17 protein-coding genes are annotated in these 25,397 nt (G+C 73.4%); 11 read left to right on the top strand and 6 right to left on the bottom strand.

The genetic code is table 11. The features are described 5' to 3' along the window. The first annotated feature begins 188 nt into the window (after positions 1–188). Both ACFV8H_RS18020 and ACFV8H_RS18025 read left to right on the top strand, forming a co-directional pair. Positions 189–7,790 carry a DUF6531 domain-containing protein gene (locus ACFV8H_RS18020; protein ID WP_380400813.1) on the top strand — a complete coding sequence of 2,534 codons (7,602 nt, stop codon included), beginning with the start codon at positions 189–191 and terminating at the stop codon, positions 7,788–7,790. A gap of 31 nt (positions 7,791–7,821) precedes the next feature. After that, positions 7,822–8,247 (top strand): hypothetical protein, encoded by a 426-nt coding sequence (locus ACFV8H_RS18025; protein ID WP_380400815.1) that lies wholly within the window; start codon positions 7,822–7,824, stop codon positions 8,245–8,247. Positions 8,248–8,257: 10 nt separating this feature from the next. Here the strand turns inward: ACFV8H_RS18025 and ACFV8H_RS18030 are convergent, their stop codons facing one another. From ACFV8H_RS18030 to ACFV8H_RS18040, 3 genes are all read right to left on the bottom strand, one after another. Further along, positions 8,258–9,421 (bottom strand): ROK family protein, encoded by a 1,164-nt coding sequence (locus tag ACFV8H_RS18030; protein ID WP_375886360.1) that lies wholly within the window; start codon positions 9,419–9,421, stop codon positions 8,258–8,260. Between the two features lie 343 nt (positions 9,422–9,764). Beyond that, positions 9,765–10,067 (bottom strand): hypothetical protein, encoded by a 303-nt coding sequence (locus ACFV8H_RS18035; RefSeq protein WP_380400817.1) that lies wholly within the window; start codon positions 10,065–10,067, stop codon positions 9,765–9,767. Positions 10,068–10,092: 25 nt separating this feature from the next. Continuing rightward, positions 10,093–11,691 carry a hypothetical protein gene (locus ACFV8H_RS18040; protein WP_380400818.1) on the bottom strand — a complete coding sequence of 533 codons (1,599 nt, stop codon included), beginning with the start codon at positions 11,689–11,691 and terminating at the stop codon, positions 10,093–10,095. A gap of 277 nt (positions 11,692–11,968) precedes the next feature. On the opposite strand from ACFV8H_RS18040, the gene paaK reads away from it, so the two are divergent. Then, positions 11,969–13,303, top strand: a complete 1,335-nt coding sequence (gene paaK / locus ACFV8H_RS18045) for a phenylacetate--CoA ligase PaaK (RefSeq protein ID WP_380400820.1) — start codon at positions 11,969–11,971, stop codon at positions 13,301–13,303. A gap of 124 nt (positions 13,304–13,427) precedes the next feature. Here the strand turns inward: paaK and ACFV8H_RS18050 are convergent, their stop codons facing one another. Both ACFV8H_RS18050 and ACFV8H_RS18055 read right to left on the bottom strand, forming a co-directional pair. Continuing rightward, on the bottom strand, positions 13,428–14,249 hold the full coding sequence (locus ACFV8H_RS18050) for a hypothetical protein (RefSeq protein ID WP_380400822.1): 822 nt from the start codon (positions 14,247–14,249) through the stop codon (positions 13,428–13,430). A 1-nt stretch (position 14,250) separates the two neighbouring features. Continuing rightward, a complete protein-coding gene (locus ACFV8H_RS18055) occupies positions 14,251–14,940 on the bottom strand; it encodes a PepSY domain-containing protein (RefSeq protein ID WP_380400824.1) in 690 nt (229 codons plus the stop codon). A gap of 125 nt (positions 14,941–15,065) precedes the next feature. Between ACFV8H_RS18055 and ACFV8H_RS18060 the strand changes: the two genes are divergently transcribed. The 8 genes from ACFV8H_RS18060 (at position 15,066) to ACFV8H_RS18095 (ending at position 23,749) form a co-directional block, all read left to right on the top strand. Continuing rightward, the gene (locus ACFV8H_RS18060; protein WP_375886375.1) at positions 15,066–15,743 is read left to right on the top strand and encodes a response regulator transcription factor; all 678 of its coding nucleotides are present in this window, start codon (positions 15,066–15,068) and stop codon (positions 15,741–15,743) included. Between the two features lie 85 nt (positions 15,744–15,828). Beyond that, positions 15,829–17,235 carry a sensor histidine kinase gene (locus ACFV8H_RS18065; protein WP_380400826.1) on the top strand — a complete coding sequence of 469 codons (1,407 nt, stop codon included), beginning with the start codon at positions 15,829–15,831 and terminating at the stop codon, positions 17,233–17,235. Between the two features lie 181 nt (positions 17,236–17,416). Continuing rightward, positions 17,417–18,547 (top strand): sugar ABC transporter substrate-binding protein, encoded by a 1,131-nt coding sequence (locus tag ACFV8H_RS18070; RefSeq protein ID WP_380400828.1) that lies wholly within the window; start codon positions 17,417–17,419, stop codon positions 18,545–18,547. 92 nt (positions 18,548–18,639) lie between these two features. Further along, on the top strand, positions 18,640–19,419 hold the full coding sequence (locus ACFV8H_RS18075; RefSeq protein ID WP_375886383.1) for an ATP-binding cassette domain-containing protein: 780 nt from the start codon (positions 18,640–18,642) through the stop codon (positions 19,417–19,419). A gap of 71 nt (positions 19,420–19,490) precedes the next feature. Beyond that, the gene (locus ACFV8H_RS18080; protein WP_380400893.1) at positions 19,491–20,759 is read left to right on the top strand and encodes a sugar ABC transporter permease; all 1,269 of its coding nucleotides are present in this window, start codon (positions 19,491–19,493) and stop codon (positions 20,757–20,759) included. A 70-nt stretch (positions 20,760–20,829) separates the two neighbouring features. Next, positions 20,830–21,501, top strand: a complete 672-nt coding sequence (locus tag ACFV8H_RS18085) for a class I SAM-dependent methyltransferase (protein ID WP_380400830.1) — start codon at positions 20,830–20,832, stop codon at positions 21,499–21,501. Between the two features lie 83 nt (positions 21,502–21,584). Continuing rightward, positions 21,585–22,049, top strand: coding sequence for a GNAT family N-acetyltransferase (locus ACFV8H_RS18090; RefSeq protein ID WP_380400832.1), 465 nt, complete (start codon positions 21,585–21,587; stop codon positions 22,047–22,049). A 299-nt stretch (positions 22,050–22,348) separates the two neighbouring features. Continuing rightward, entirely contained in the window at positions 22,349–23,749 is a 1,401-nt protein-coding gene (locus tag ACFV8H_RS18095) for a pyridoxal phosphate-dependent aminotransferase (protein ID WP_380400834.1), read from the top strand. A 57-nt stretch (positions 23,750–23,806) separates the two neighbouring features. Here the strand turns inward: ACFV8H_RS18095 and ACFV8H_RS18100 are convergent, their stop codons facing one another. After that, positions 23,807–25,324, bottom strand: a complete 1,518-nt coding sequence (locus tag ACFV8H_RS18100) for an aminopeptidase P family protein (RefSeq protein ID WP_380400836.1) — start codon at positions 25,322–25,324, stop codon at positions 23,807–23,809. Positions 25,325–25,397: the final 73 nt, after the last annotated feature.

Here is a 25,397-nt window from a genome sequence, read left to right on the forward strand (position 1 = left end):
GCCCGGAACGGACGCGAGCCGGGCGGTGACGGTTCCACCGCTCCGGTCACGGTTGCGTGAACGAGGGGAAACCACTCGCCTTTCCTCCTGGCCCGCGCTCCCCGCCGGTCGCTAGCCTCCGAACGGTTCGGGCACGCCTGGTTCCCGCCGGGCGGGCCGACGGCTTCGGTGGTCTGGGGTGGGGGACCGTGGGATCGCACTGGCACGGATCGGCCGGGCGGCGCCTGGCGCAGCTGCTCATCCTGGCGCTGTTCGCGCTGGGGCTCGGGACCCCGCCGGTGGCCGTCTGGGCGGCGGGGGAGAAGAAGGTGGTCTCCCCGCCGCTGCCGCCCGGGAGGGTGAGCGCGGCCCCCCGGGAGGTCGATCCGCCGCCGACCCAGCAGGCCGTCCCCGAGGACAGCCCGCTCGGCCGGGAGCGGGCGCGGATCGCCGCCGACATCGCCGCCGCGAACGCGCCCAGGAAGCGGGCGTCCGGCCCGTCGCCGGCGCCGGAGGCGGCGCAGCGGCAGCGGAAGCTGGCCGAGCTGACGGCCGCGAAGGCGCTGCCCGAGTACCGGATCCCCGACCCGGCGGCGGAGTACACCGGCAAACGCCGTGACGCCGCCAGGTCCGCCGCACCCGCCCCGCTGAGCACGGAGCAGCTCGCGGCGCCGCAGCGCACCGCCGCCGCCACCGACGGCCAGGGTTACGGCGCCACCTACCAGGTCGGCCAACTGGTGCTCGCCCCGCGGTACGACGCGGTCGGCTACCTCCAGGTCACCGTCACCAACACCTCGACCTTCACCTGGACGACGGGCGGCCAGAACCTCGGCCTGCACCTGTACCGCTCCGACCAGACGCTGGTCAACTACATCGCCGCCTTCACCCAGCTACCCGGTGACGTAGCCCCCGGCCAGTCGGTGACCGTCAACGCGGTCGTCCCCTACCTGGGCCCCGGCAGCTACCTGCTGGTGTACGAGATGGCCGACAAGTCCGGTACGGCGCAGTTCTTCTCCTCCTACGGCGTGCCCGCCGCCCAGGCCGCCGCGCTCACCGTGCCGCACTACGCCCCGACGGCGGGCGACCTGTGGCCCGTCGTCGGGGCGACCGTCGGCTCGCTCACCCCGCCGCTGTCCGCCTTCGTCGGCGACGACGCCAGCCTGCCGGTCTCGGTCGAATACCAGCTGTGCACCACCGACGACCCCGCCAAGGGCACCTGTTGGGGCTCGGGCATGCAGGCGGTGCCGTCCCACCCAAGCAGTTTCGGCGCGATGACGAGTTGGCGCCCGCCGGCCGACGCGCTGCGCTGGAACACCACCTACTACTGGCGCCTGCGGGTCCAGGACTCCGGCTACACCTCACCGTTCAGCGATTTCAGCCCGTTCTCGGTGGTCGTCCCGCCGCCCGCCGACGCCGCCCATCTGGGCCTGGACCCGGGCGCCCTGGACGAGACCGGGGTCAACCTCTACCTCGGCAACTACACCCGCCAGGAGACCGACTTCGACCTGCCGCAGCCCGGCCTGGGCCTCCAGGTGCAGCGCACGTACAACAGCGCGGCGAGCGCCAACGGCTCCTTCGGCATCGGCTGGTCCTCGCTGTGGGACATGGGCGTGGCCGACGCGGGCAACGGGATCAGCACCCTGACCCTGGACGACGGTCGGAAGGTCAACTTCGGCCGGAACCCGGACGGCCACCTCGTCCCGGAGTACGGCGGCGGCGGGGTGGGGCAGTGGGTGGACGGCGGCCATCTCCGGATGGGCGGCATGGACTACTACCTCGGCGGCGCCCTCGGCCAGGTCACTCGGACCCAGGGCTTCGGCAACCTGGAGCTCAACCGCACGCGCTTCGCGGGCAGCACGCTGATGACCTCCGAGCTCTACCTGGCCTCCGCGGACCGCAAGCTCTACCTCCAGTGGGACTTCCGCGGCCACGTCATCTCGGTGTCCACGATGGACCGTTCCTCCGACCCGAGTGCGGTGACCTGGCAGTACGGCTACACCGGTGACTACCTGACGAAGGTCTGCGACCCGGGCGGCAACTGCACCACGTACAGCTACGAGACCTCCCGCCCCGGTGGCGGCGTCAACCGGCTGGTCAAGGTGCAGCGGGCGCGCGCCGAGAATTCCACGACCGTCGCCTACGACGGCAGTCTGGTCCAGCACGTCGGCAAGTCGGACAACAACGCGACCGGCGTCGACAACGGCTGGACGTACGACCGACGCACCGACACCACCGGTCCGAGCCCGGACCTGATCGTCCACCGCACCGACCCGCGCGGCGTCCACACCTACTACCAGTACGACCAGCTGGGCCAGTTGAACTACCGCTGGTACGGCACGCCGACCCCGCCGCCGGGCCGCACCCGGATGTTCACCTACGACGCGTACGGCCACCTCAACGCCGCCGTCGACGAGAATAACAACGTCATCCGCTACGGCTGGAACCTCGCCACCGGCCAGCAGACCAGCGTCACCCGCTACCGCACGCCCACCCAACCGCTCACCGAGCGGACCGAGTACTTCGACAACGGCTGGGCCGGCGATCTGCGCACCGGTCTGCCGGTGACCGTCACGGACGCCAACCTCAACACCACCACGGTGGACTACAGCGAGATGGGCGTCCGGCGGCACAGTACCGACCCCAACGGGGGCGTCACCGAGACCCAATGGGCTTGCGGGGGCGGGAACATGCCCAGCCCGCCCACGGTGAACGACCCGCGCAACCTCCCGGTGTCCACCTGTTTCGTCCCCACCAAGGTCATCGACCCCGACGGCCGGATCACCACGTACGGCTACGACTCGCACGGTGACCAGTCCCAGACCGTGACCCCGGGTGGCCAGGCCACCAACACCTTCTACGACGGCCTCGGCCGGGTCGTCAAGCGCACCGTCGCCGACCCGGCCCACCCCGACGGCGTCGCCACCGACTACGCGTACGAGACCGGGACGGGCCGGCTCACCGCCGAGACCGCCGCCGCCGTCAAGAACCCGGTCACCGGCGTCGTCCACCAGGCACGGACCGGCTACACCTACGACGCCGACGGCAACCTCGCCACCCGCACGGTCGCCGACCTCACCCCGGCCGCCCAGGGCGGCGACGCGCCCCGCACCACCGTCTACGGCTACGACGCCCAGGACCGGCTGACCACCGTCACCGAGGACGGTGTGACCACCAAGAAGGTCACCTACGACCAGGTCGGCAACGTCACCGACAGCTACAGCCCGAACGGCGCCCACTACGTTTACAACTACGACGTCACCGGCCGTCTCGGCTCCGTCGACCTGCAGAACTTCGTCGACGACCCGGTCGCCAACTCGCCCCCGCGCAAGGTTCGGCTGCAGTCCTTCGGTTACGACCCGGCCGGCCGGCTCGGCTTCACCACCGATGCGATGCAGCACCTGGTCACGTACACCTACACCAACGACAACCTGGTCCAGAGCGAGAAGTTCACCCTCACCGACCAGAACGGCGGCAACGGCCGCGACCTCACCCTGCACACCTTCACGTACGACAACGCCGGTAACGTGAAGCAGGACGTCCGCGGTGACGGCGCCGCCGCCCGCACCACCGGCTACGAGTACGACAAGGCCAACCGGCTCACCGCCACCACCGCCGATCCCGGCGGCCTCAACCGCACCAGCCGCACCGTCTACGACCCGGCGGGCCTGGTCACCACCACCTCGGTCAGCGACGGCACCCGCACCGAGACCCGGCAGAACACCTGGAACGCGACGACCGGCCAGCTCGACCGCACCGCCGTCCGGCTCGATGCCGCCACCAGCCTGGTGACCGGCTACCTGCGCGACGCGCAGGGCCATGTCCTCGGCTCCACCGATCCGCGCGGCATGCCACGGCAGCCGACCGTCGCCGGCACTCCCGATCCGGCGTACACCACCACCAACGGCTACGACCCGCTCGGTCGCCTCTCCACCGCGACCACCCCGCCCACCCCGGTCGAGGACGGCACCCCGGGTGCTGTCCCGACCACCAAGTCGGCCACCACCATCCGCGGTTACGACACCTTTGGCGACCTGACCGACGTCCAGGACGCCACCGGCCGCACCACCCACTACCGGTACGACCAGCACGGCCGCCGCATCGAGGCCCGTTACACCGACTACACCCCGCCCGGCGCCACCGCAGCCCTGCACCCCGTCGAGAAGTGGACGTACGACGCCGACGGCAACACCACCTCGCACACCGACGCGCTCACTCGCACCACCACCTACGCCTACGATCTGCGCGACCGCCTCGTCCGCACCACCCTGCCGGCGGCCGCGCCCGGCGCCGCCCAGGGCTACCGCACCGTCGCCCGCGACGACAACGGCAACGTGCTGTCCGTCATCGACCCGAGCGGCGCCCAGACCCTCGCCGTCTACGACGGCATGGACCGGCGGACCTCCGCCACCTCGGTCGTCCGCAACGGCACCGCCACGCCGGACACATACACCACCACGTACACCTTCGACGACTTCGGCGACCTCCTCAGCAGCACCCTCGGCGACACGTCCACCACCTACACCTACGACAAGCTCGGCGAACTCACCTCCAGCACCCCCGCCGGACGGGGCACCACCCGCTACACCTACGACCTCGCCGGGCGCCCGGCCACCGTCACCGACCCGCTCGGCCGGGTGTCCGCCACCGGCTACGACCTCGCCGGCCGGGCCACCGCCAAGACCGTCTCGGACCCGCAGGGCGCCGTCCTCGCCACCACCGGCTACGGCTACGACGCGGCGGGCAACGCCGTCACCGTCACCGACCCGAACCAGAAGGTCTGGCAGACCGGCTACGACGCCCGAAACCAGCCCGTCGGCCTCACCGACCCGCCGGTCGGCGCCGGCCCCGCCGCCACCACCGGGCTCGGCCACGACCTCCTCGGCCGGCTCACCCGGATCACCGACGCCCGCGCCAACGCCACCTACCAGACCTACAACACCCTCGGCCTCGCCGAGACCCAGACCCTCCCGGCCGTCCCCGCCGACCAGAGCCCCGCCGACCGTGCCACCGTCACCGCCTACGACGCGGCCGGCCAGCGCACCACCGTCACCCAGCCCGGCGGCGTCACCCGCACCGCGAGCTACGACGGCCTCGGCCGGCTCACCGGCGAGAACGGCACCGGCGGCGACGCCAACGCGAGCCGCTCCTTCGGCTACGACCTCGCAGGCCGGCTCACCTCGGCCTCCACCCCCGGAGGCAACCAGACCTTCGGCTACGACGACCGGGGGTTGCTGACCGGCAGCCAGGGCCCGCTCGGCACCAGCGGCTACACCTACGACACCGCCGGCCGCCCACTCACCGAGACCGACCCCGGCGGCGCCCGGATCGCCTACACCTGGAACGGCAACAGCGACCTCGCGACCGTCACCGACAGCCTCTCCGGCCTCACCCGCACCGTCACCCACGACCCTGCCGGACAGGTCACCGCCGAGAAGCGCGCCACCGGCACCACCCCCGGGCCGACCCGCACCTTCGGCCACGACGGCCTCGGTCGGGTCACCAGCGACACCGTCACCGACCCCACCGGCAAGGTCAGCACCCAACTCAGCTACACCTGGGACCCGGCCGGACACCTCACCGCCAGCGGCGCCACCGGCACCGCCGACAACGACAGCCGCACCTACGGCTACGACGGCGCCGGCCGGCTCACCCGGGTCGCCGACACCACGAAGAACACCGGTACCGACTACGGCTGGGACGCCGCAGGCAACCGCACCGGGACCGTCGACTGGACCGGCACCGCCGCCCAGCACACCACCACCGGCACCGGCACCGCCGCCTACGACCCCCGTAACCGGCTCACCAGCGCCACCGGCGCCGACGGCAGCACCACCAGCTACACCTTCACCCCACGCGGCACCCTCGCCACCAGCACCACCAAGAACGCCACCGGCGCCGTCACCGCGAGCAGCGCCAGCAGCTACGACGCCCTCGGGCGACTCACCGGCGTCGACGGCCGCAGCTACGCCTACGACGCCCTCGACCGGCTCACCTCCGCCGGAGCGGGCCTCGCCGCACCCGCCGCGTTCAGTTACCCGGGTCTCGCCCGGGAACCCGACTCGGACGGCACCTTCGCCTACGCCCGCGCCCTCGATGGCACCCCGCTCGCCGCCCGCCCCAGCGGCGGCGGTACCGGCGCCGCGCTGCTCACCAACGCCCACCACGACGTCCTCGGCAGCACCGACACCGGCAGCGGAGCGCTCACCTCCGGGCGCGGCTACGACGCCTTCGGCAAGCCGACCGGCAGCACCGGCACCGCGCCCGCGCTCGGCTTCCAGGGCGGCTGGACCGACCCGGCCACCGGCCGGGTCCATGCCCAGGCCCGCTGGTACAGCCCCGGCACCGGCACCTTCACCTCCGCCGACGACCGCGTCCCGGGCCTCGGCTCCGCCGCCGCCACCAACCGCTTCGCCTACGGCAACGCCGACCCGGCGAGCACCTGGGACCCGTCCGGCCACTTCGGCATCGGCGACATCCCCGGCCTCGGGGAGATCACCCGGGTCCTGGGCTCCCTGGAACGCGGCGCCCTCAACCTCGGCGGCACCGCCCTGCGGACCGTCGCCGGGGCCGTCGCCACCGGCGCCGACACGGCCGGGGCGGTCGCCGTCGAGGCGCTGGCCTCAGCCGGAGCCGAGGTGGTCGCGGTCGGAGCCACCGTCGGCGAGGTGGCCGGCGCCGCGGCCGCCTGTGCGGCCGGGTGCGTGGCCGCGATCGTGGTCGGCACCGTGATCGCGGTGGCGGTGGCCGGCTACCTCGTCTACGAGGTGGTCAACGCCGACGGCAGCCTCAGCCCGGCCTCCGGCACCGAGACCACCCCGCGCTACGACCCCCGCGACGACCCGCGCGTCCAGCGCCCCGGCCCGGTCACCACCACCAACCCCGGCAACCGGGGCGTGCCGAAGCCGACCCCGGTCAAGGCCACCAACCCCGCACCCCGGCCGCCCGCCCCGCAGAGCACCCCGCCGCACCTCACCGGCACCAGCTGGACCACCACCGAGGACGTCCGCACCGAGACCAGCCACTGGTGGGACGACACCTACCTGTACACCCGCACCGACACCTGGATCACCGACACCACCTTCGTCACCTCCCACTACTCGGACGGCTCCTGGACCGGCAGCGGCCCCCAGGTCAGCGTCCGCCACCTGTGGGAGACCCTCAGCAAGCTGCTGATCGACCTCAGCAGCCCCGTCCAACTCCCCACCCCCCTCGACACCAGCAGCCCCGACCCCCACCCCGACCACGCCGCCGACCCCGGCGCCGCCTGCGGCAGCGGCGGCCCCGCCGACGCCTGCGCCGCCGCGGCCGCCGCCGGCAAACTCCCCGCCGGTGCCCTCGACCCCACCCCCCAACCCGCCGACGCGGGCCAGGGCGGCAAGGGCGGCAAGGGCGGCGGTTCGGAGGCTCCGAGCTGCACGCCGGGGCCGGAGGGCCAGGAGTTCGGTGAGCTGGAATGGGTCGACCCGGCGACGATCAACTTCTCGCAGCGCACCATCAGTCCGAACAACTACGCCCAGGCGATGGCCGCCGGCCGGTGGGACTGGACACGACCGGGAACCGCGCTACGGGTGATCGAGGTCGACGGCCAGTTGGTGAGTTTCGACAACCGTCGGCTCGACGCGGCGCGCGAGTTCGGCGGGCCGGCAGCGATCATCAGGGTGGATCCGTGTGCCGCGGGCCCGAAGGGAAAGACCTGGGAGGAGGCGTTCGAAGAGCGTTTCAACGACCGCCGCAACCTTGAGCAGGGCGGTAGGGTCCCTCGCCAGGGATTGGACGAACGCCCACTTCCGATCAACGGGGTGGGGAACTGACCGCGAATCCGGACTGTTCGAAGGGCTGATCATGACGAGGATCGTAGAGCTGTGGCGCTCGGGTGAAGTGCCCGTTGAGTGCGGGTTGTTCCGGGCGGACGGGACGTCGCGGGAGGCGGACTGCGAATCCCCGACCCTGGCGAACTACGTGTTGGGTGAACCGCTGGACCTCGACGCCCTGTTGGCGGACGACCCGGACTGGACGACCTCGCCCGCCGTTTGGGCGGAGGTCGAACTGCCGGGCAGGGCGGGGTACTTGTGCAGCGGGGGAGGAAGCCACGGCTCCGATGGTTTCTTCGCCAGGCTGGATGCGGACCAGAACCTGGTCTGGGTCGTGCACCTGCTGTCCAACGAGTTCGTCCGGATCGACGTCGACTGGCCACGGGCGACGTTCACCAACAACTGGGGGAACACCCTCACCATCGACCTGACCGACCCGGACTACGCCGCCCCGTAGCCGCCCGCCGTCACACCCGGGGCGGGTCCACCGCGAAGAGCTGGTCCTCGACGTGGTCGAGGGCGACCCGCAGGGCGCCCATCGAGACGACCTCCGAGCCGAGGGCGGCGAGAGCCACCTCGGGGGCGCGGAGGGTGAATTGGGCGAGGCGTTCGCGCAGGGGCTCCAGGACGCCGTCGAGGCCCGCGGCCCAGCCGCCGATGACGACCAGTTGCGGGTCGATGGCGAGGACCAGGGCGGCGACGCCCTGGACCAGTCTGGTGAGGAAGCGGTCCATGGCGACCTTGGCGACCTCGTCGCCCTCGCGGGCGAGCCGCAGGACGCGGGCGACGGCGGCCTCGTCCAGGGGGTTGAGGGGCTTGCCGGTGGTGGAGAGGAGCTTCTCGGGGGTGACCTCCTGGCCGAGCAGGTGGAGGGCGCCGATCTCGCCGGCGGCGCCGCCGTAGCCGCGGTGGAGCTTGCCGTTGATGAGGGAGCCGGCGCCGGGGCTGAGGCCGGCCATCACGAAGACCACGTCGTCGGCGCCGACGGCGGCGCCCTGCCAGTGTTCGGCGATGGCGGCGAGGTTGGCGTCGTTCTCGATCAGGACGGGGCAGCGGAAGGAGCGCCGGAGCCGGGCGCCGAGGTCGAGGCCGGTCCAGCCGGGCATGGCGGTGCCGAGCTGCACGGTGCCCTCGCGGTCGACGATGCCGGGGGTGCCGATGCCGACGGACCACAGGTTGTCGCGGGAGATGCCCGCCTTGCGGAGGACCTCGGCGACGGCGGTGCGGACGGCGGTGAGCCGCTCCTCGGCGTCGAGGGTCTCGTCGACGGGCTTGAAGTGACTGCCCGCCACTTCGCCGGTGAGGTCGGCGAGGATGACCCGGATGTCGTGGACGCCGATCTCGATGCCGAGGATGTGTCCGGCCTCGGCCCGGAAGCGGAACCAGCGGGCGGGGCGGCCGCGGCGGCCGGTGCCGGACTGGCCGTCCTCCCGGGGTTGTTCGACCTCGGCGACCAGGCCGGTGTCGACGAGCCCCTCGATGACGCCCTCGACGGTGGGCCGGGAGAGCCCGGTCTCGCCGACGAGTTGGGTGAGGGTCACGGAGTGGCCGGTCCGCAGCGCCCGTAGCGTGACCGCGGCGTTGATCCGCCGCAGCAGCGAGGAGTCTCCTCCGGTGAGCCGATCCGCCAATGCGATGCCCTTCGCCGTTCGCGCGACTGCCCTGGCGCGCGGTGTCGAGTCCGCGGAGCCCACCGAACGGCCCGCGGGGGTCTGCCCCCCGGAACACGGAACACGGAACGTGGAACGGGCGGCGCACGGCCGCCCGTACGGAGGCCCGGAGGACAAGCCGGAGCCTACCCGGGGAGCGCCCCGGGCGGCGAGGATTCCCGCAGCTCACCTGGGCTTCGGTATCGAAATGGTACGGATCGGGTGGCGGTACGTGACCCGTGCTTCACCGGTCGGCCACGGACGGTCCGTCCCCGGGTCCGTCCCCGGGTCCGTCCCCGGGTCCGTCCCCGGGTCCGCGCCCGGGTCACTGCCTCGGTCCCCGCCCCGGGCGCCGGCCCCGCACGGACCACCGGGAGCGCACCGACAGCAGCGAGCCGACGCTCAGCCAGGAGCAGGCGGAGAACGCGCTGACCACGGACCCGGCCGAGCCGATGGACAGCACGCTGCCGACGGAGCCGATGGAGAGCACGGACCCGACGGAGCCGATCGACAGCAGCGAGCCGATGGAACCGATGGAGCCGATCGAGCCGAGGGAGGCCCGGGAGCGGATCGAGCGCACGGAGGCGGCAACGGAAACGGAGGCGGAAGCGGAAGTGGAAGCGGCCATGCGCCCGATCGTAACGATGGTTCCGTCAGTCGACCCGGGCGACGAACAACCCCTGCCCGAGCAGCCCCATCGGGTGCCCGGCCTCCGGGAGGGTGAGGACGGTGGGGCAGCCGGCGGCGGTGAGGGCGGACTGCCAGTGCTCGGCCGGGTGGGCGGTGAGGCCGCGCGGGTCGCCGGTGATCAGCAGGTCGAGCTGTTCGGCGACGGGGGCGAGCAGCAGCAGCCGGCCGCCGGGGGCGAGCAGGTCGACGAGGGCCGGGACCTCCTCCTCGGGCCGTCCGGCGGCGGAGGCGACGACGATGTCGTAGCGCCCGCCGTCGGGGGCGAGGTGGTGGTCGGCGTTCTGCCGGGGGCGGGCGGCGAGGGCGCGGGCGACGGCGGTCTCGGTGCCGTCGCGGTCGAGTTCGAGGACGCGCAGCGGCCGCGGCCCGTGGTGGGCCTCGGCGGTGGCGCGGACGAGGGCGCCGAGGGCGGTGCCGAGGTAGCCGCGGGCGGCGGCCCAGCGGACGGGGGTGGCGGCGGGGCGGGGGGCCTCGTCGCCGGTGAGGAGGCCGGGCAGGCGCAGGGCGCCGCGTCTGACCCGGTCGAGGACGGCGGCGCTGCCGAGGCCGTCGGCCCAGGTGTCGGCGGCGGGCCGCCAGGCCTCCCGGACCGCGGCGGGGCCGAGTTCGGGGGCGCCGTGGTAGAGCGGGCCCTGGGCGCCGCCGTCCCGGTGGGCGATCAGGCCGTGCCGGGCGAGGGCGTCGAGCCAGCGGCCGACCCGGGGGCGCTGGGCGGGGGTGACGAGGGCGGTGGCGAGGAGTTCGGCCTCGGAGCGCGCCGGGGCCGGGGTGGCATCGGGGCCCGGCCCCGGGTCGGTCCCCGGGTCGGTCCCCGGCGCGGGTTCGGTGAGGATCCCGGTCTGCTGGAGGGTGTGCAGCAGGGTGGTGAGCACGGCCCGGTCGAGGTGGGCGCCGAAGGTGCTGACCTGCTCGGCGGTGACGCCGATGCTGTGCTTCCAGGCGGCGGCCGTGGCGGTCCGGGCGTCGGCGCGCAGGCGGCGGTCGGCGGCCTCGGCCTGGCTGTGCGGGGCGCGGACGTGGGCGAGGACAGCCCCCAGGGCGTCGACGGCGGCGTAGACGTCGTCCTGCCGGGGTTCGGGGCCGACGTGGAGGACGAGCCGGAGCGCGCCGAGGTCGTGGTCGGCGAGGCCGGGGTGCCGGCTGAGCTGCCAGAGCAGGGCGGAGGGCAGGCTGAGGTGGGTGGTCCCGCCGGCGGCGAGGGCGGTGAGCTGCTCCTCGGGGGGCAGGGCGGGGTCGGGGCAGTGCACGGTGCCGCCGGCCAGCAGGGTGGCGAGGGCGAGTTCGACGGCGAGGTCGGTGACCGGGTGCAGCACGGTGTGCCGGATGGGCGCCGGGCCGAGGACGCCGGCCCAGTGCCGGAGCCGTTCCTCGGCGGCGCGGGCGGTGGAGGGCGGCAGGGCGGCGTGCGCGGCGACGCGTTCGGCGAGGGCCCGGGGCAGGCCGCCGGGCGGGGAGACGCCGAGCAGCAGGCCGATGCCGCTGATCGCGCGTCCGTCGGCGACGACGGCGGGCCGGTCGCCGAGCTCGCGCAGCGCGCTGACCAGCGCAGGGGTCGAGGCCAAGGTGATCACTCCGGGGTGCGGGGGAGAAGCCGCACCACTGAACCATGGGTGCGGGCCGATGGGTGGGGCCCCCGGGTAATAGTTCCGTAATGATTTTCATATCAGCCAATCAAGCGACGGGGGTGAACCCGGTACGAACGCACCGGAACTGCACATTCCGGGAACGCCGTGCGATCCCTTGACAGGTGGTTCGGGTGCTGGATTACTTGGCCTGGGCTTGCCCTGACCGAACGATCGGTAGGGCTCCCAGTCCCGTCCGACCTGCGAAGGAGCGACGATGACCGGCCGTGCGTCCGACCCCGACCGACGCCTGGGGGAGCCGATTCCGCCAGCGCTCCTGGATGCCGGCGAGCGGATGGGCGTCGACGAACTGCGCGCCCACCAGCTCGACCGGCTCCGGGCCACCCTGCGGCACGCCTACGACCACGTCGAGCTCTACCGCCGCAAGTTCAACGCCGCCGGGGTGCACCCCGAGGACTGCCGCACCCTGGACGACCTCGCCCGCTTCCCCTTCACCACCAAGGCCGACCTGCGCGAGGGCTACCCCTTCGGGATGTTCGCCGTCCCGATGGAGCAGGTCCGCCGGATCCACGCCTCCAGCGGCACCACCGGGCGCCCGACCGTGGTCGGCTACACCGAGAACGACCTCTCCGTGTGGGCCGACGTGGTGGCCCGCTCGATCCGCGCGGCCGGCGGCCGGCCCGGGCACAAGGTGCACATCGCGTACGGCTACGGGCTGTTCACCGGAGGCCTGGGCGCGCACTACGGCGCCGAGCGGGCCGGCTGCACCGTCATCCCGGCCTCCGGCGGGATGACCGCCCGGCAGGTCCAGCTGATCCAGGACTTCCGCCCCGAGATCATCATGGTCACCCCGTCCTACCTGCTCACCCTGCTGGACGAGTTCGACCGGCAGGGCCTGGACCCGCGCGCCGGCTCGCTGCGGGTGGGCATCTTCGGGGCCGAGCCCTGGACGGAGGAGATGCGGCGCGAGATCGAGGAGCGGCTCGACCTGCACGCCGTCGACATCTACGGCATCTCCGAGGTGATGGGCCCCGGGATCGCCCAGGAGTGCGTGGAGACCAAGGACGGCCTGCACATCTGGGAGGACCACTTCCTCCCGGAGGTGGTGGACCCGCTCGGCGACGAGGTGCTCCCGCAGGGGGAGAGCGGCGAACTGGTCCTCACCTCGCTCACCAAGGAGGCGCTGCCGATCGTCCGCTACCGCACCCGTGACCTCACCCGGCTGCTGCCCGGCACCGCACGGCCGGCCTTCCGGCGGATGGAGCGGGTCACCGGGCGCAGCGACGACATGATCATCCTGCGTGGGGTGAACCTCTTCCCGACCCAGATCGAGGAGATCCTGCTGCGCACCCCGGGCGTCGCCCCGCACTTCCAGCTGCGGCTGACCCGGCAGGGGCGGCTGGACCACCTGACCGTCCGGGTGGAGGCCCGCCCGGAGGCGGCGGCCGGGCTGCGGGAGGCGGCGCGGGCGGAGATCGTCCGGGCGGTCAAGGACGGCGTGGGCGTGACGGTCTCGGTCGAGGTGGTGGACCCGTACACGCTGGAGCGCTCGGTCGGGAAGATCAAGCGGGTGGTCGACGCGCGGGGGTGAAGGGCCGCGGGGGCCTGCGGGGGCGGTGTCCTGCGGGGAGCAGGGGCCTGCGGGGAGGCCGGAGGCGCACGGCTGTCCGGGGGGTGATGCCGTGCGCCTCCGACGTCTACAGCAATGTAGACGCTCAGTGGGCGGAGAGTCCAGCCGCCGCCCGACGGTGCGCCCGCGCGGCGAGCGCCAGCGACACCGCCATCAGCACCGCCAGGGCGAGGCTGACCGGGCCGGTGCCCAGGCCGATGCCGCCACGGTCGGCGCCCACGCCCAGCCAGTCCGCGAAGGAGGCGCCCAGCGGACGGGTCAGCACGTACGCCCACCAGAAACCGGCCACCGGGCCCACCCAGCCGGACCGGGCCGCCACCGCCGGGATCGCGATCAGCAGCGCGAAGCCCAGCCCGGCCACCAGGTAGCCGAGGTGCAGGGTGGCCGCCGTCAGGTCGCCCAGCGCGGTGCCCAGGGCGAAGGTCACCAGCACGGCCGACCAGTAGAACAGCTCCCGGCGCAGCCCGGTCACCCGGTCGATCGCCAGCGAGCCCTCCACCCGGTGCCAGAGCAGGAACAGCACCGCCAGCGCCACCGCCAGCGAGCCGGCCGACAGCGCGTACGGGACGCCGAGCGCGACGTGCGCCACGTCGGCGACCATCGTGCCGAACACGCTGACCAGGACGACCACCGCCCAGTACAGCCCGGGCACGCAGCGCCGGGTCCGCAGCTGCACCAGCAGGGCCACGGCGAGCAGCAGCCCGGCGGCGGCCACCGCCAGGACCGGGTCGAAGGTCTTGGCGAGGAAGTCGGAGAGCGTCTCGCCCATGCCGGTGGTCAGCACCTTCACCAGCCAGAACCAGCCGTCCACGGCGGGCACCTTGCTCCCGCCGGAGCGCGCGGAGCGCGGGGGCCGGCCCGGGGCGGGGCGGTCGGGGGCGGGGCGGGTCGTCGAGGTGTGGGCCATGTCAGCCCTCGGCGCCGTCGGCGGTGTTGCCGGTGGCGCCGGCGTTCCCGGCGGCGGCGTTCCCGACGGTGGTGTTGGAGGTCAGCTCACCGCTGGTGCCGTCCACCGTCACCAGGTGGCGCACGCCGTCCTGGCCGACGACCGACACGGCCCAGGCCGCGCCGCCGCCCTGCTCGGTGATCCGGCGCAGCGACTCGGCGCGGCCGCCCGGCACGGCGGCCTGGGCCTTGTCGAGGGCGGTGGAGGCGCCGACCGAGGGCAGCGGGGCGGGCGCCTGGCCCGGTATCCGGCCCTGGCCCTGCGTCCGGCCGTGACCGCCCTCCCGGCCCTGGCCCTGCTGCTGGTCCTCGCCGCCGCGCTGCTTGCCGTGCCCGTGTCCGCGCCCCTGCTCCTGCCCGCGTCCGCCGCCGTGCCCGTCCCCGCGCCCGGCGCCGTCCTCGGCCGAGGCCGCCGCCTCGCGGTGCCCGCGGCCACCCTCCCCGTGCCCTTCGTGGGCCGCCACCGCGACGGCCAGCCCGCCCGCGCCGAGCAGCGCCACCGTCACCACCCCGGCGGCGAGCCGGCGCTCCTTGCCGCCCGCCCAGGCGCGCAGCCGCTGCGCGCGACGGCGCCGGGGCGACAGCGGCGGCAGTTCGGGGACCTCCGGCTCCTCACCGGACGACGGGGTGAAGGACGACTGGGGATCGGTCATCGGGCGTGCTCCTTGCCTGGGAAGTGCGGCGCTGCGCTCCGCGCCCGGCGATCATGGCGGACCGCACCTGAACCCACGCTTAAGCCGCCGCAAGATCGCTCACGGCGGCCTGGCACCCTGAACGGATGCACATACTCGTCGTGGAGGACGAACAGCGGATGGCCACCGCGCTGCGGCGCGGCCTGGAGGCCGACGGCCACACCGTGGACACCGCCCACAACGGCCCCGAGGGCCTCGCCCTCGCCGAGCGCCACCCCTACGACGTGATCGTCCTCGACATCATGCTGCCCGGCCTCAACGGCTACCGGGTCTGCGCCCGGCTGCGCGAGGCCGGCTGCCGGGCCGGGATCCTGATGCTCACCGCCAAGGACGGCGAGTGGGACGAGGCCGAGGCCCTGGACACCGGCGCCGACGACTACCTCGCCAAGCCGTTCTCCTTCGTCGTCCTGCTCGCCCGGCTGCGCGCCCTGCACCGCCGGATCGACCAGCAGCGCCCCCGGCTGCACACCCTCGGCGACCTGGTGCTGGACGCCAACGCCCGCACCTGCACCCGGGCCGGCACCCCGACCCACCTGACCGCCCGGGAGTTCGCGATCCTGGAGCACCTGGCCGCCCGGGCCGGCACGGTGGTCTCCAAGCGCGAGATCCTCGACCAGGTTTGGGACGCCCACCACGACGCCGACCCGAGCATCGTCGAGGTGCACGTCCACGCCCTGCGGCGCAAGATCGACGCGCCCTTCGGCCGGGCCGCCCTGCAGACCATGCGCGGCGCCGGCTACCGGCTCGACCCGGCCGGCGGCTGAGGTGCGCCGCTCCCGCCGCCCCGGACCGCGGCAACTCCCCTCCGCACTCCGACGGTTGCGGCACGTCCCCTCCGTACTCCGCCGGATGCGCCGACTGCCGTCCGTACTCCGCCGGTTGCGCCGACTGCCCTCCGCGCTCCGCCGGTTCGTCCCGAGGACGGTGCGCGCCCGGGCCACCGCGGCCGCCGGTACGGTGCTGGCCGCGGCCCTCGTCCTGGCCGGGGCCGGACTGCTCGCCGCCGTCCGCGCCGACCTGGTCGCCTCCGCCACCTCCGCCACCCGGCAGCAGGCCGAATCGGTCGCCCAACTCGCCGCCCAGGGACGGCTGGCACCCGTCCTGCACGCCGCCCACGGCACCGACTTCCTCCAGGTCGTCGACGCCCGCGGCAGCGTCCTCGCGGCCAGCCCCAACCTGGCCGGCCGCCCGGCGCTGCCCGTCGCCGGGCGCACCGGCTCGCACACCACCGACGACGTCGACCCGCTGTACGAGCACCACCGCCAGCGGCTCGCCGCCGTCACCGCCGACACCCCGACCGGCCCGGTCACCGTGTACGCGGGCGCCTCGCTGCGCGCCGCCGACGAGGCCATGGACATCACCCAGGCCGGCCTGGCCGTCGCCTGCCCGCTGCTGCTGCTCACCGGGGTGGTGGTCACCTGGAAGGTCACCGGGCAGGCGCTGCGGCCGGTGGAGGCGATCCGCGCCGAGGTCGACGCCATCACCGGCCAGGACCTGCACCGCCGCGTCCCCGAACCGGGCACCGCCGACGAGATCGCCCGGCTCGCCGCCACCATGAACGCGATGCTCGACCGGCTGGAGGCCTCCGGCCGGCGCCAGCGCGAGTTCATCGCCGACGCCTCGCACGAACTGCGCAGCCCGCTCGCCGTGCTGCGCACCCAGCTGGAGGTCGCCGACACCCACCCGGACCCGGCGGTCCGCGCCGAGCTGGTGCACGGCGCGCTGGAGGACACCGACCGGCTGCAGAACCTCGCCACCGACCTGCTGCTGCTCGCCCGCCTCGACGCCGGCGGCACCGACGACCGCCCGCACCGGCGGACCGACCTCACCGAGCTGGTCGCCACCACCGTGCTGGCCCGCCCGCCCGGCCCGCACCGCCGCACCACCGACCTCGCCCCCGGGGTCGCCGTCGACGGCATCCCGCTCTGGCTGGGCAGGCTGCTCACCAACCTGCTGGACAACGCCGAGCGGCACGCCGCCACCACCGTGCACGTGCGGCTGGCCGCCGACCCCGGGCGCGGCCTCGCCCTGCTGGACGTCGAGGACGACGGGCCCGGCATCCCGCCCGCCGACCGGGAGCGGGTCTTCGAACGCTTCACCCGCCTCGACGACGCCCGCTCCCGCGACCACGGTGGCAGCGGCCTGGGCCTGCCGATCGCCCGCGACATCGCCCGCCACCACCGGGGCACCCTCACCGTCACCCCGACGGAGGCCGGCGCCCGGCTCACCGCCGCGCTGCCGCTGGCGGGGGAGTAGCGACCGCACCGGGTGCCGATGGGCCGCGGCCCCACGAGCTGCGGCCCCACGAGCTGCGGCCCGACGAGCCGCGGCCCGACGACCGCCGGCACGCCCGTTTGGCGCACCTGGGTCGTGGAGGCGCTGATGGCTTCCCAGACTCGGAGGGCAGGGGGGCGGATTCAATCGGAGAGGCTTCCCGATGAGTATCAGGCTCCGCCGCGTCCTCGCGGTGACCGCAGTGGTTTCCCTCGGCCTCGGCGCGGCGTCCTGCGGCAGCGCCAAGCAGTCCTCGTCGGGCGGCGGTTCGTCGGGCTCCGCCGCCGCGAGCGGTGGCGGGACGGCCGCGGTCGGCGCGGTGCGGATCGGCCTGCTGCTGCCGGAGACCAAGACCACCCGCTACGAGCAGTTCGACCGCCCGCTGATCGAGAAGAAGATCAAGGAGCTGGCGCCGGACGCGCAGATCGACTACTACAACGCCAACCAGGACGCGACCCTCCAGCAGACCCAGGTGGACACCGCCCTCACCAAGGGCGACAAGGTGCTGATCCTGGACGCGGTGGACGCCAAGTCGATCCAGTCCTCCGTGCAGAAGGCCCACGACGCGGGCGTCAAGGTGCTGGCCTACGACCGGCTGGCCCAAGGCCCGGCCGACGCGTACGTGTCCTTCGACAACCACAAGGTCGGCGAGCTCCAGGGCCAGGCCCTGGTCGCGGCGGTCGGCGGCAAGGCGAACGCGGGCGAGATCTTCATGATCAACGGCTCGCCGACCGACCCCAACGCGGCCGACTTCAAGGCCGGCGCGCACAGCGCGATCGACGGCAAGCTCAAGATCGGCAAGGAGTACGACACCCCCCAGTGGGACCCGAACACCGCCAACCAGGAGGCCGCCGCCGCGATCACCGCGATCGGCGGGCCGAACGTGGTCGGCGCCTACTCGGCCAACGACGGCATGGCCGCGGGTGTCGCGACCGCGCTCAAGGCGGCCGGCCTGAGCGTCCCGCTCACCGGCCAGGACGCCCAACTCGACGGCATCCAGCGGATCGTGGCCGGGAGCCAGACCATGACGATCTACAAGCCGTTCAAGCCGGAGACCGACATCGCCGGGCAGATGGCCGTCGCCCTGGCCTCCGGCAAGGCGCTGGACGCCAGCCTCGTGCCGACCACCGTGACCAACGGCAGCGGCAACAAGGTGCCCGCCAACCTGATCACCCCGGTCGTCGTCACCAAGGACAACATCAAGACCACCGTGGTCCAGGACGGCCTGTACACCGTCGCCCAGATCTGCACCCCGGACTACGCCGACGCCTGCAAGAGCGCCGGCCTCCAGTAGTAGGCGGCCAGTAGTAGGCGGCGTGTGTAGGCGGCCCGGAATCCGAACCGCCCCGCCTCCACCACGGAGGCGGGGCAAGGGAGTTGGTCACTGTGCCAGGTGAGACCGTACTGGCCCTGCGCGGGGTCTCCAAACGGTTCGGCGCCGTCCAGGCGCTCACCGACATCGAACTCGAGGTGCACACCGGCGAGGTGCTGGCCCTGGTCGGCGACAACGGCGCCGGGAAGTCCACCCTGGTCAAGTCGATCGCCGGGGTGCACCAGCCCGACGACGGCGCCATCGAGTGGCAGGGCCGGCCGGTGAGCATCCACCGGCCGCAGGACGCCCAGCAGTTGGGCATCGCCACGGTCTATCAGGACCTCGCGCTGTGCGACAACCTCGACGTGGTCGGGAACCTCTTCCTCGGCCGCGAGATCCGGCGCTTCGGCATCCTCGACGAGGTCGCCATGGAGAAGCGCTCCCGGACGCTGCTGGACACCCTCTCCATCCGCATCCCCAGCGTGCGGATCCCGGTCGCCTCGCTCTCCGGCGGCCAGCGCCAGGTCGTCGCCATCGCCCGCGCCCTGATCGGCTCGCCCAAGGTCGTGATGCTGGACGAGCCGACCGCCGCCCTCGGCGTCGAGCAGACCGCCCAGGTCCTCGACCTGGTCGAGCGGCTGCGCGAGCAGGACCACGGCGTCATCCTGATCAGCCACAACATGGCGGACGTGATGGCCGTCGCGGACACCGTCGCGGTGCTGCGCCTCGGCCGCAACAACGGCGTCTTCGACCGGCGCGGCACCAACCAGGAAGAGATCATCTCGGCCATCACCGGCGCCACGGACAACGCCGTGACCCGCCGCAGGGCCCGCGGTCAGGAGGGGTCCCAGTGAGCGACCACACCCCCGGGAACACCCCCGGCGGCGAACCCGAACGCCACCGCCCCCCGCTGCCCGAGGACTCCATGCCCACCGGCGGCGTCAACGCGCCCGTCCCGGTCGCCCCGGAGGCCACCCCCGCAGTCGACCCCCGGCTGATCGTCCGCCAGGAGGGCGTCAAGGGCTACCTGGGCGAGTTCCGCCGCCGGATGAGCAGCGGCGAACTGGGCTCGCTGCCCGTCGTGCTGGCCCTGATCGTGATCTGGGCGGTGTTCGGCAGCCTCAACAGCACCTTCCTGTCCGCGCAGAACCTCTCCAACCTGTCCCAGCAGATCGTCGGCACCGGCATGATCGCGATCGGCGTGGTCTTCGTGCTGCTGCTCGGCGAGATCGACCTCTCGGTCGGCTCGGTCAGCGGCCTGTGCGCGGCGATCTTCGCCGTCCTGAACGTCACCAACGGCGTCAACCAGTGGGTCGCCCTGATCACCGCGATCGTCGGCGGCGCGATCGTCGGCACGATCCACGGCTTCTTCTTCGCCAAGATCGGCGTCCCGGCCTTCGTCGTCACCCTGGCCGGCAACCTCGGCTGGAACGGCCTGATGCTCCAGGTGCTCGGCGCCAGCGGCACCGTCAACCTCTCCGGCAAGGACATCGTCTCCCGGCTCTACAGCACCATCTACGGCCAGCAGATCGCCGCGTACGGCGCGGCGGCCGTCGGCGTGCTGCTGTTCCTGTTCGCCTCGCTGGTCGACGCCCGGCGACGGCAGGCCGCGGGCGTGCCGTCCCGGCCGGTCACCGACATCGTGCTGCGGACGGTGCTGCTGGCGGTGATCGCCTTCCTCGCCGCCTACACCCTCAACCAGTACAAGGGGCTGCCGCTGGCCCTGCTGATCTTCCTGATCTTCATCGTGGTGCTGGACTTCGTGCTGCGCCGCACCACGTACGGCCGCCAGGTGTTCGCGCTCGGCGGCAACATCGAGGGCGCCCGCCGGGCCGGCATCAACGTCTCGTGGATCCGGATCAGCGTCTTCGCCATCTGCTCCACCATGGCCGGGATCGGCGGCCTGTTCCTGGCCGCGCAGATCCAGTCCGCCAGCCAGACCTCCGGCGGCGGCAACCTGCTGATGAACGCCATCGCGGCGGCCGTCATCGGCGGCACCAGTCTGTTCGGCGGGCGCGGCAAGACCTGGTCGGCGCTGCTGGGCGCGCTGGTGATCGGCTCGATCCAGTCCGGGATGAACATCCAGGGCCTGAGCAACGCCATCCAGTTCATGATCACCGGCGCGGTGCTGCTGGCCGCCGTCGTGGTCGACTCGCTGGCCCGGCGCACCCAGCGGGCCGCCGGGCGGGCGTGAGCGGGCGTGAGCGGGCGTGAGCGGGCGTGACCGGGCGTGAGCGGGGTCCGGCGGGCCCTATGCTGCGGGCATGCCGAGTGAGCTGCGAGTTCATCGACCGGACACCGATCAGGCGTTCATCCTGCGGGAGACCGAGCTGACGCCCGTCCCCTTCGTGCCCGAGATCCGCCTGCACATGGCGCAGGACGCCATCGCGCTGTGGGAGACCACCGAGAGCGAACGCGGCCGGGCCGGACTGCCGCCGCCGTTCTGGGCCTTCGCCTGGGCCGGCGGGGTCGCGGTCGCGCGCTACGTGCTGGACCACCCCGAACTGGTCGACGGCCGGGCGGTGCTGGACATCGCGGCCGGCTCCGGACTGGTCGGCGTGGCGGCCGCACTGCGCAGCGCGACGCAGGTGCGGGCCGCCGAGATCGACGCCTACGCGGTCGCCGCCATCGGCCTGAACGCCGAGGCCAACGGCGTACGGGTGGACGGCGCGCTGGTCGACCTGGTGGACGGGGACGGCGCCCCGGCCGAGGTGGTACTGGCCGGCGACGTGTTCTACGAACGGGAGATGGCCGCCCGCTTCCTGCCCTTCCTGGAACGGGCCGCCGCCCGCGGCGCCACCGTCATCGTCGGCGACCCGGGCCGGGCCTACCTGCCCCGGGACCGCTTCACCGCAGTGGCCGCCTACCAGGTGCCGGTGGTGGCGGACCTGGAGGACGCCTCGGTCAAGACCACCACGGTGTGGCGCCTGGGCTGACCATCGGCCGTTCCCACCAGGGGGGCCGTCCACGCCCCGGAATTCCGGGCGGCCCGGCCTGGCCCGCTGCTAGACAGACCGGCATGACCGAACAGACCGGCACCGCCGAACAGATCGTGCTGCGCCCCGCCCGGCCCGAGGAGATCCCCGTCCTGCTCGCCCTCTGGGCCCGGGCCGCCAAGGGCACCAGCATCACCGACGACGCGGCGGGCGTCGCCGCGCTGCTCGCCCGGGACCCGCAGTGCCTGATCGTCGCCGCCGCGGCCGACGATCCGGCCACCCCGCTCGGCACCGTGATCGCCGGCTGGGACGGCTGGCGGTGCCACCTGTACCGCCTCGCCGTCGACCCCGACCACCGCCGCCGGGGCATCGGCGCCGCCCTGCTGGCCGCCGCCGAGGAACGCTTCGCCGCACTCGGCGGCCGCCGCGCCGACGCGATGGTGCTGGACGACAACGCCCTCGGCCACCGCACCTGGCAGGCCGCCGGCTACCACCCCGAACCGCAGTGGACCCGCTGGGTCAAGCCCCTTGCGGGCGGAGCGAGTTAGGGCTCCTCGTCCCTGGCGGGAGGTTCGGGCGGATGCGGCCCCCGGGCGGTGCCCCCCGTCCGGCCCGCTTCGGCAGCCGTTTCGGCGACCCGGTCGACCGCCGGTCGGCAACCGGGGTTGAGCGGCTCGGGGGTGACCCGAGTGGACCACCGGGACGGCCGTGGTGGGAACGCCGTCCGGACGGCCGCCGAACGTTGGCGGCCGTCCGCCGGGCGTGGTCCGCTGGGGCCGGTGCGGATACGAACGGTCACGTTCTGGTACGCACCTCCGACCCCCCACCCTCCCGACAGGGGACCCCCATGACCATGACCGAGAACGGGCTCCGGCTCGACTCGCCCGAGGCCGCCGCCGACGTCCTGGCCGGCCTGACCGACTTCGAGCAGGCCCTCGCCTTCTACCACCAGCACCTGGCGTCGGACACCACGATCAACCTGTCCGTCGCGGAGAACGTCCTGCTGTACCAGCAGTCGATGGACACCGAGGTCTTCAAGAAGATCAAGCTGATCCCCGAGCGGAACATCCAGTACATGGCCTCGGCCGGTACCCCGCAGCTGCGCCGGCAGGTCGCGGAGCTGCTCGGCCGGGCGTTCCACGACACCGTCTCGGAGAAGGACGTCTTCGGCTGCGCCGGGGTCTCCTCCGCGCTGGAGTGCATCGCCTTCGGGCTGATGCGCAAGGGTGCGGGCACGCCGGCGCTCAAGCCGAAGGACGAGGTGCTGATCCCGGCGCCGTACTGGCAGGGCTTCAACTGGTCCTTCGAGGAGCGGCCCAAGCTCAAGTGCGTCCCGGTGAACCTGCCCACCGAGGGCGAGAACCGCTACCGGCTCACCCTGGACCTCATCGTCGAGGCCTACGAGGCACGGCAGAAGGCCAGCCACCGCCCCCGGTTGCTCGTCCTCACCAACCCGCACAACCCGCTGGGCGTCAACTACGACCGGGCGCTGCTGGAGCAGATCTACGCCTGGGCGATGGCGTACACCGACATGCACATCATCTCCGACGAGATCTACTGCCACTCCCAACTCGAAGGCTCCGCGACGCCGTTCACCAGCGCGGTGACGCTGGGGGCGTACGCGGGGTTCGCCGAGCGGATCCACGTGGTGTGGGGATTCGCCAAGGACTTCGGGCTGTCCGGCTTCCGCACCGGCTTCGTGGTCTCCAAGAACAAGGCCGTCCACCGGGCCATGCTGGGCAGCACCGACCCGGCCGAGCGGACCCACCCGCTGCCCTGGTTCACCCCGTTCGACTCGCTCAAGACCTACGTCATCGGGGAGTTGCTCAGCGCCCACCACAACGGCGAGCGCTACACGACGTACGCGATGAAGACGTACCCGGGGCTGCTCAGCGAGAGCTTCCGCGCGGTCAAGGGCGCGCTGGACGCCGCCGGGATCGAGTACGTGCACCGGGACGGTGACAACTCCGCGATGTTCTTCTGGCTGGACCTCACCGAGTACCTCGGCAAGCGTGCGGCGCGGAACCACCCGGAGCTGCCGGTGATCAGGGCGGACGGGCTCGACCCGAACGAGAAGTGGCTGTTCGAGTACCTCGCGGCCAAGCCCACCGAGGTCACCCTGCTGCCCGGCGGGGTGATGCACAATCCCGTGCCGGGGTTCTTCCGACTCTGCTTCACCGCCGCTCCGACCAAGGAGGTGGTGGACGCGGTGGGGCGGGTGGCCACGGCGCTCGGCGCGTTGAAGTGACCGCGGGCGGCCCCGGCGCGCTGCCGGGGCCGCCCAGCGGCGGTTGGTCGCAGGTCGTCAGCCGCGCAGGGCGGCCAGCCAGGCTTCGACCTCGGTGGAGGCGCGGGGGAGGTCGGCGGAGAGGTTCTCGTTGCCGTCCTCGGTGACCAGGATGTCGTCCTCGATCCGGACGCCGATGCCCCGGTACTCCTCCGGCACGGTCAGGTCGTTCTGCTGGAAGTAGAGGCCCGGTTCGACGGTGAGCACCATGCCCGCCAGCAGCGTGCCGTCGACGTGCTCCTCGGCGCGGGAGTGGGCGCAGTCGTGGACGTCGAGGCCGAGCATGTGGCCCGTCCCGGCGAGGGTGAAGCGGCGGTGCAGGCCCAGCTGGTACACCTTGTCGGCGGTGAGGTCGCCGAACAGGCCCCAGGCGGTGAGGTGTTCGGCCAGTTCGCGCTGGGCGGCGCGGTGGAAGTCGCGGAAGTCCGCGCCCGGCTTCACGGCGGCGATGCCGGCGTCCTGGGCGGCGTGCACCGCGTCGTAGACCTTGCGCTGGATGTCGGTGAAGCGGCCGGAGACCGGCAGGGTGCGGGTCACGTCGGCGGTGTAGAGCTCGTCGGTCTCCACGCCCGCGTCGAGCAGCAGCAGGTCGCCGGGGCGGGCCTGGCCGTTGTTGCGCACCCAGTGCAGGGTGGTGGCGTGCGGCCCGGCGGCGGCGATGGTGCTGTAGCCGACGTCGTTGCCCTCCAGGCGGGCGCGGACGAAGAAGGTGCCCTCGATCAGGCGTTCCGGCGTCGCGGCGTCCGTGCCCAGGACGCGCACCACGTCCTCGAAGCCGCGGGCGGTGGCCTGGCAGGCGTGGCGCAGCTGGGCGATCTCGAACTCGTCCTTGACCAGCCGCAGGCCGGAGAGGAAGACCTCGAACTCGGCGTCGCGCTCGGGGTTCGCGCGGCCGCCGACGGCGGCCTCGACCCCGGTGTCGTGCCGGCGCAGCACCCGGACCGGGGCGGTGGTGGCGGCCAGGTCGGCGTGCGCGGTGCGGACGTCCCGGCAGGGCAGGCCGAACAGCTTCTCGCTCTCGGTGAGGCTGTTGCGGCGGCCGTCCCACAGTTCGCCGTGGCCGTCGAGCCAGAACTCGCCGTTCTCGATGTCGGAGCGGTTGCGCAGGTAGAGCACGGCGCGGTGGCCGCTCGCGCCGGTGGGCTCCAGGACCAGGACGGCGTCCTGGGACTGGTCGCCGGTCAGGTAGACGTAGTCGGAGGAGGGGCGGAACGGGTAGTCGGTGTCGTTGGCCCGAACCTTGGGGTTGCCGGACGGGACCACCAGCAGTTCACCGGGGAAGGCGGCGGACAGCGCGGCCCGGCGGCGCTCGGTGTGGGCGGCCTGGGGGATCGCTTCGAGGGCGTGGCGCTCGGTGTCGGCCCAGCCGCGCTTCATGCTCTCGGCGAGTTCCTCGGTCACCCCGCGCGTGAGGCCGTTCTTGCGGTACTTGATGGTCTCGGTGGCTTCGGTGGCGTCAGTGGGCTCGGTCACAGCGGACTCTCCAGAGGGGGCGGGGAGATGCGGCGCCTCGTCGCGCCGACCTGCCTGGCACATGGGTACGTAACAAGCGTTGTGTACCGTATATCGAACGGCGTCCGAAGAGAAGGGGCCGGTACCGAATCCGGTA

Origin of the sequence: Kitasatospora sp. NPDC059827, from assembly GCF_042731675.1 — a bacterium.
In the GTDB taxonomy this organism is placed as follows: Bacteria; Actinomycetota; Actinomycetes; order Streptomycetales; family Streptomycetaceae; genus Kitasatospora.

What these genes read in the sequence shown, in the direction of transcription:
- ACFV8H_RS18055 (WP_380400824.1), bottom strand. Translation starts at nt 14,940, where the DNA reads ATGACCGATCCCCAGTCGTCCTTCACCCCGTCGTCCGGTGAGGAGCCG.
- ACFV8H_RS18025 (WP_380400815.1), top strand. Translation starts at nt 7,822, where the DNA reads ATGACGAGGATCGTAGAGCTGTGGCGCTCGGGTGAAGTGCCCGTTGAG.
- ACFV8H_RS18080 (WP_380400893.1), top strand. Translation starts at nt 19,491, where the DNA reads ATGCCCACCGGCGGCGTCAACGCGCCCGTCCCGGTCGCCCCGGAGGCC.
- ACFV8H_RS18035 (WP_380400817.1), bottom strand. Translation starts at nt 10,067, where the DNA reads ATGGCCGCTTCCACTTCCGCTTCCGCCTCCGTTTCCGTTGCCGCCTCC.
- ACFV8H_RS18095 (WP_380400834.1), top strand. Translation starts at nt 22,349, where the DNA reads ATGACCATGACCGAGAACGGGCTCCGGCTCGACTCGCCCGAGGCCGCC.
- ACFV8H_RS18100 (WP_380400836.1), bottom strand. Translation starts at nt 25,324, where the DNA reads ATGTGCCAGGCAGGTCGGCGCGACGAGGCGCCGCATCTCCCCGCCCCC.
- ACFV8H_RS18085 (WP_380400830.1), top strand. Translation starts at nt 20,830, where the DNA reads ATGCCGAGTGAGCTGCGAGTTCATCGACCGGACACCGATCAGGCGTTC.
- ACFV8H_RS18090 (WP_380400832.1), top strand. Translation starts at nt 21,585, where the DNA reads ATGACCGAACAGACCGGCACCGCCGAACAGATCGTGCTGCGCCCCGCC.
- ACFV8H_RS18050 (WP_380400822.1), bottom strand. Translation starts at nt 14,249, where the DNA reads ATGGCCCACACCTCGACGACCCGCCCCGCCCCCGACCGCCCCGCCCCG.
- paaK (WP_380400820.1), top strand. Translation starts at nt 11,969, where the DNA reads ATGACCGGCCGTGCGTCCGACCCCGACCGACGCCTGGGGGAGCCGATT.
- ACFV8H_RS18070 (WP_380400828.1), top strand. Translation starts at nt 17,417, where the DNA reads ATGAGTATCAGGCTCCGCCGCGTCCTCGCGGTGACCGCAGTGGTTTCC.
- ACFV8H_RS18060 (WP_375886375.1), top strand. Translation starts at nt 15,066, where the DNA reads ATGCACATACTCGTCGTGGAGGACGAACAGCGGATGGCCACCGCGCTG.
- ACFV8H_RS18065 (WP_380400826.1), top strand. Translation starts at nt 15,829, where the DNA reads ATGCGCCGACTGCCGTCCGTACTCCGCCGGTTGCGCCGACTGCCCTCC.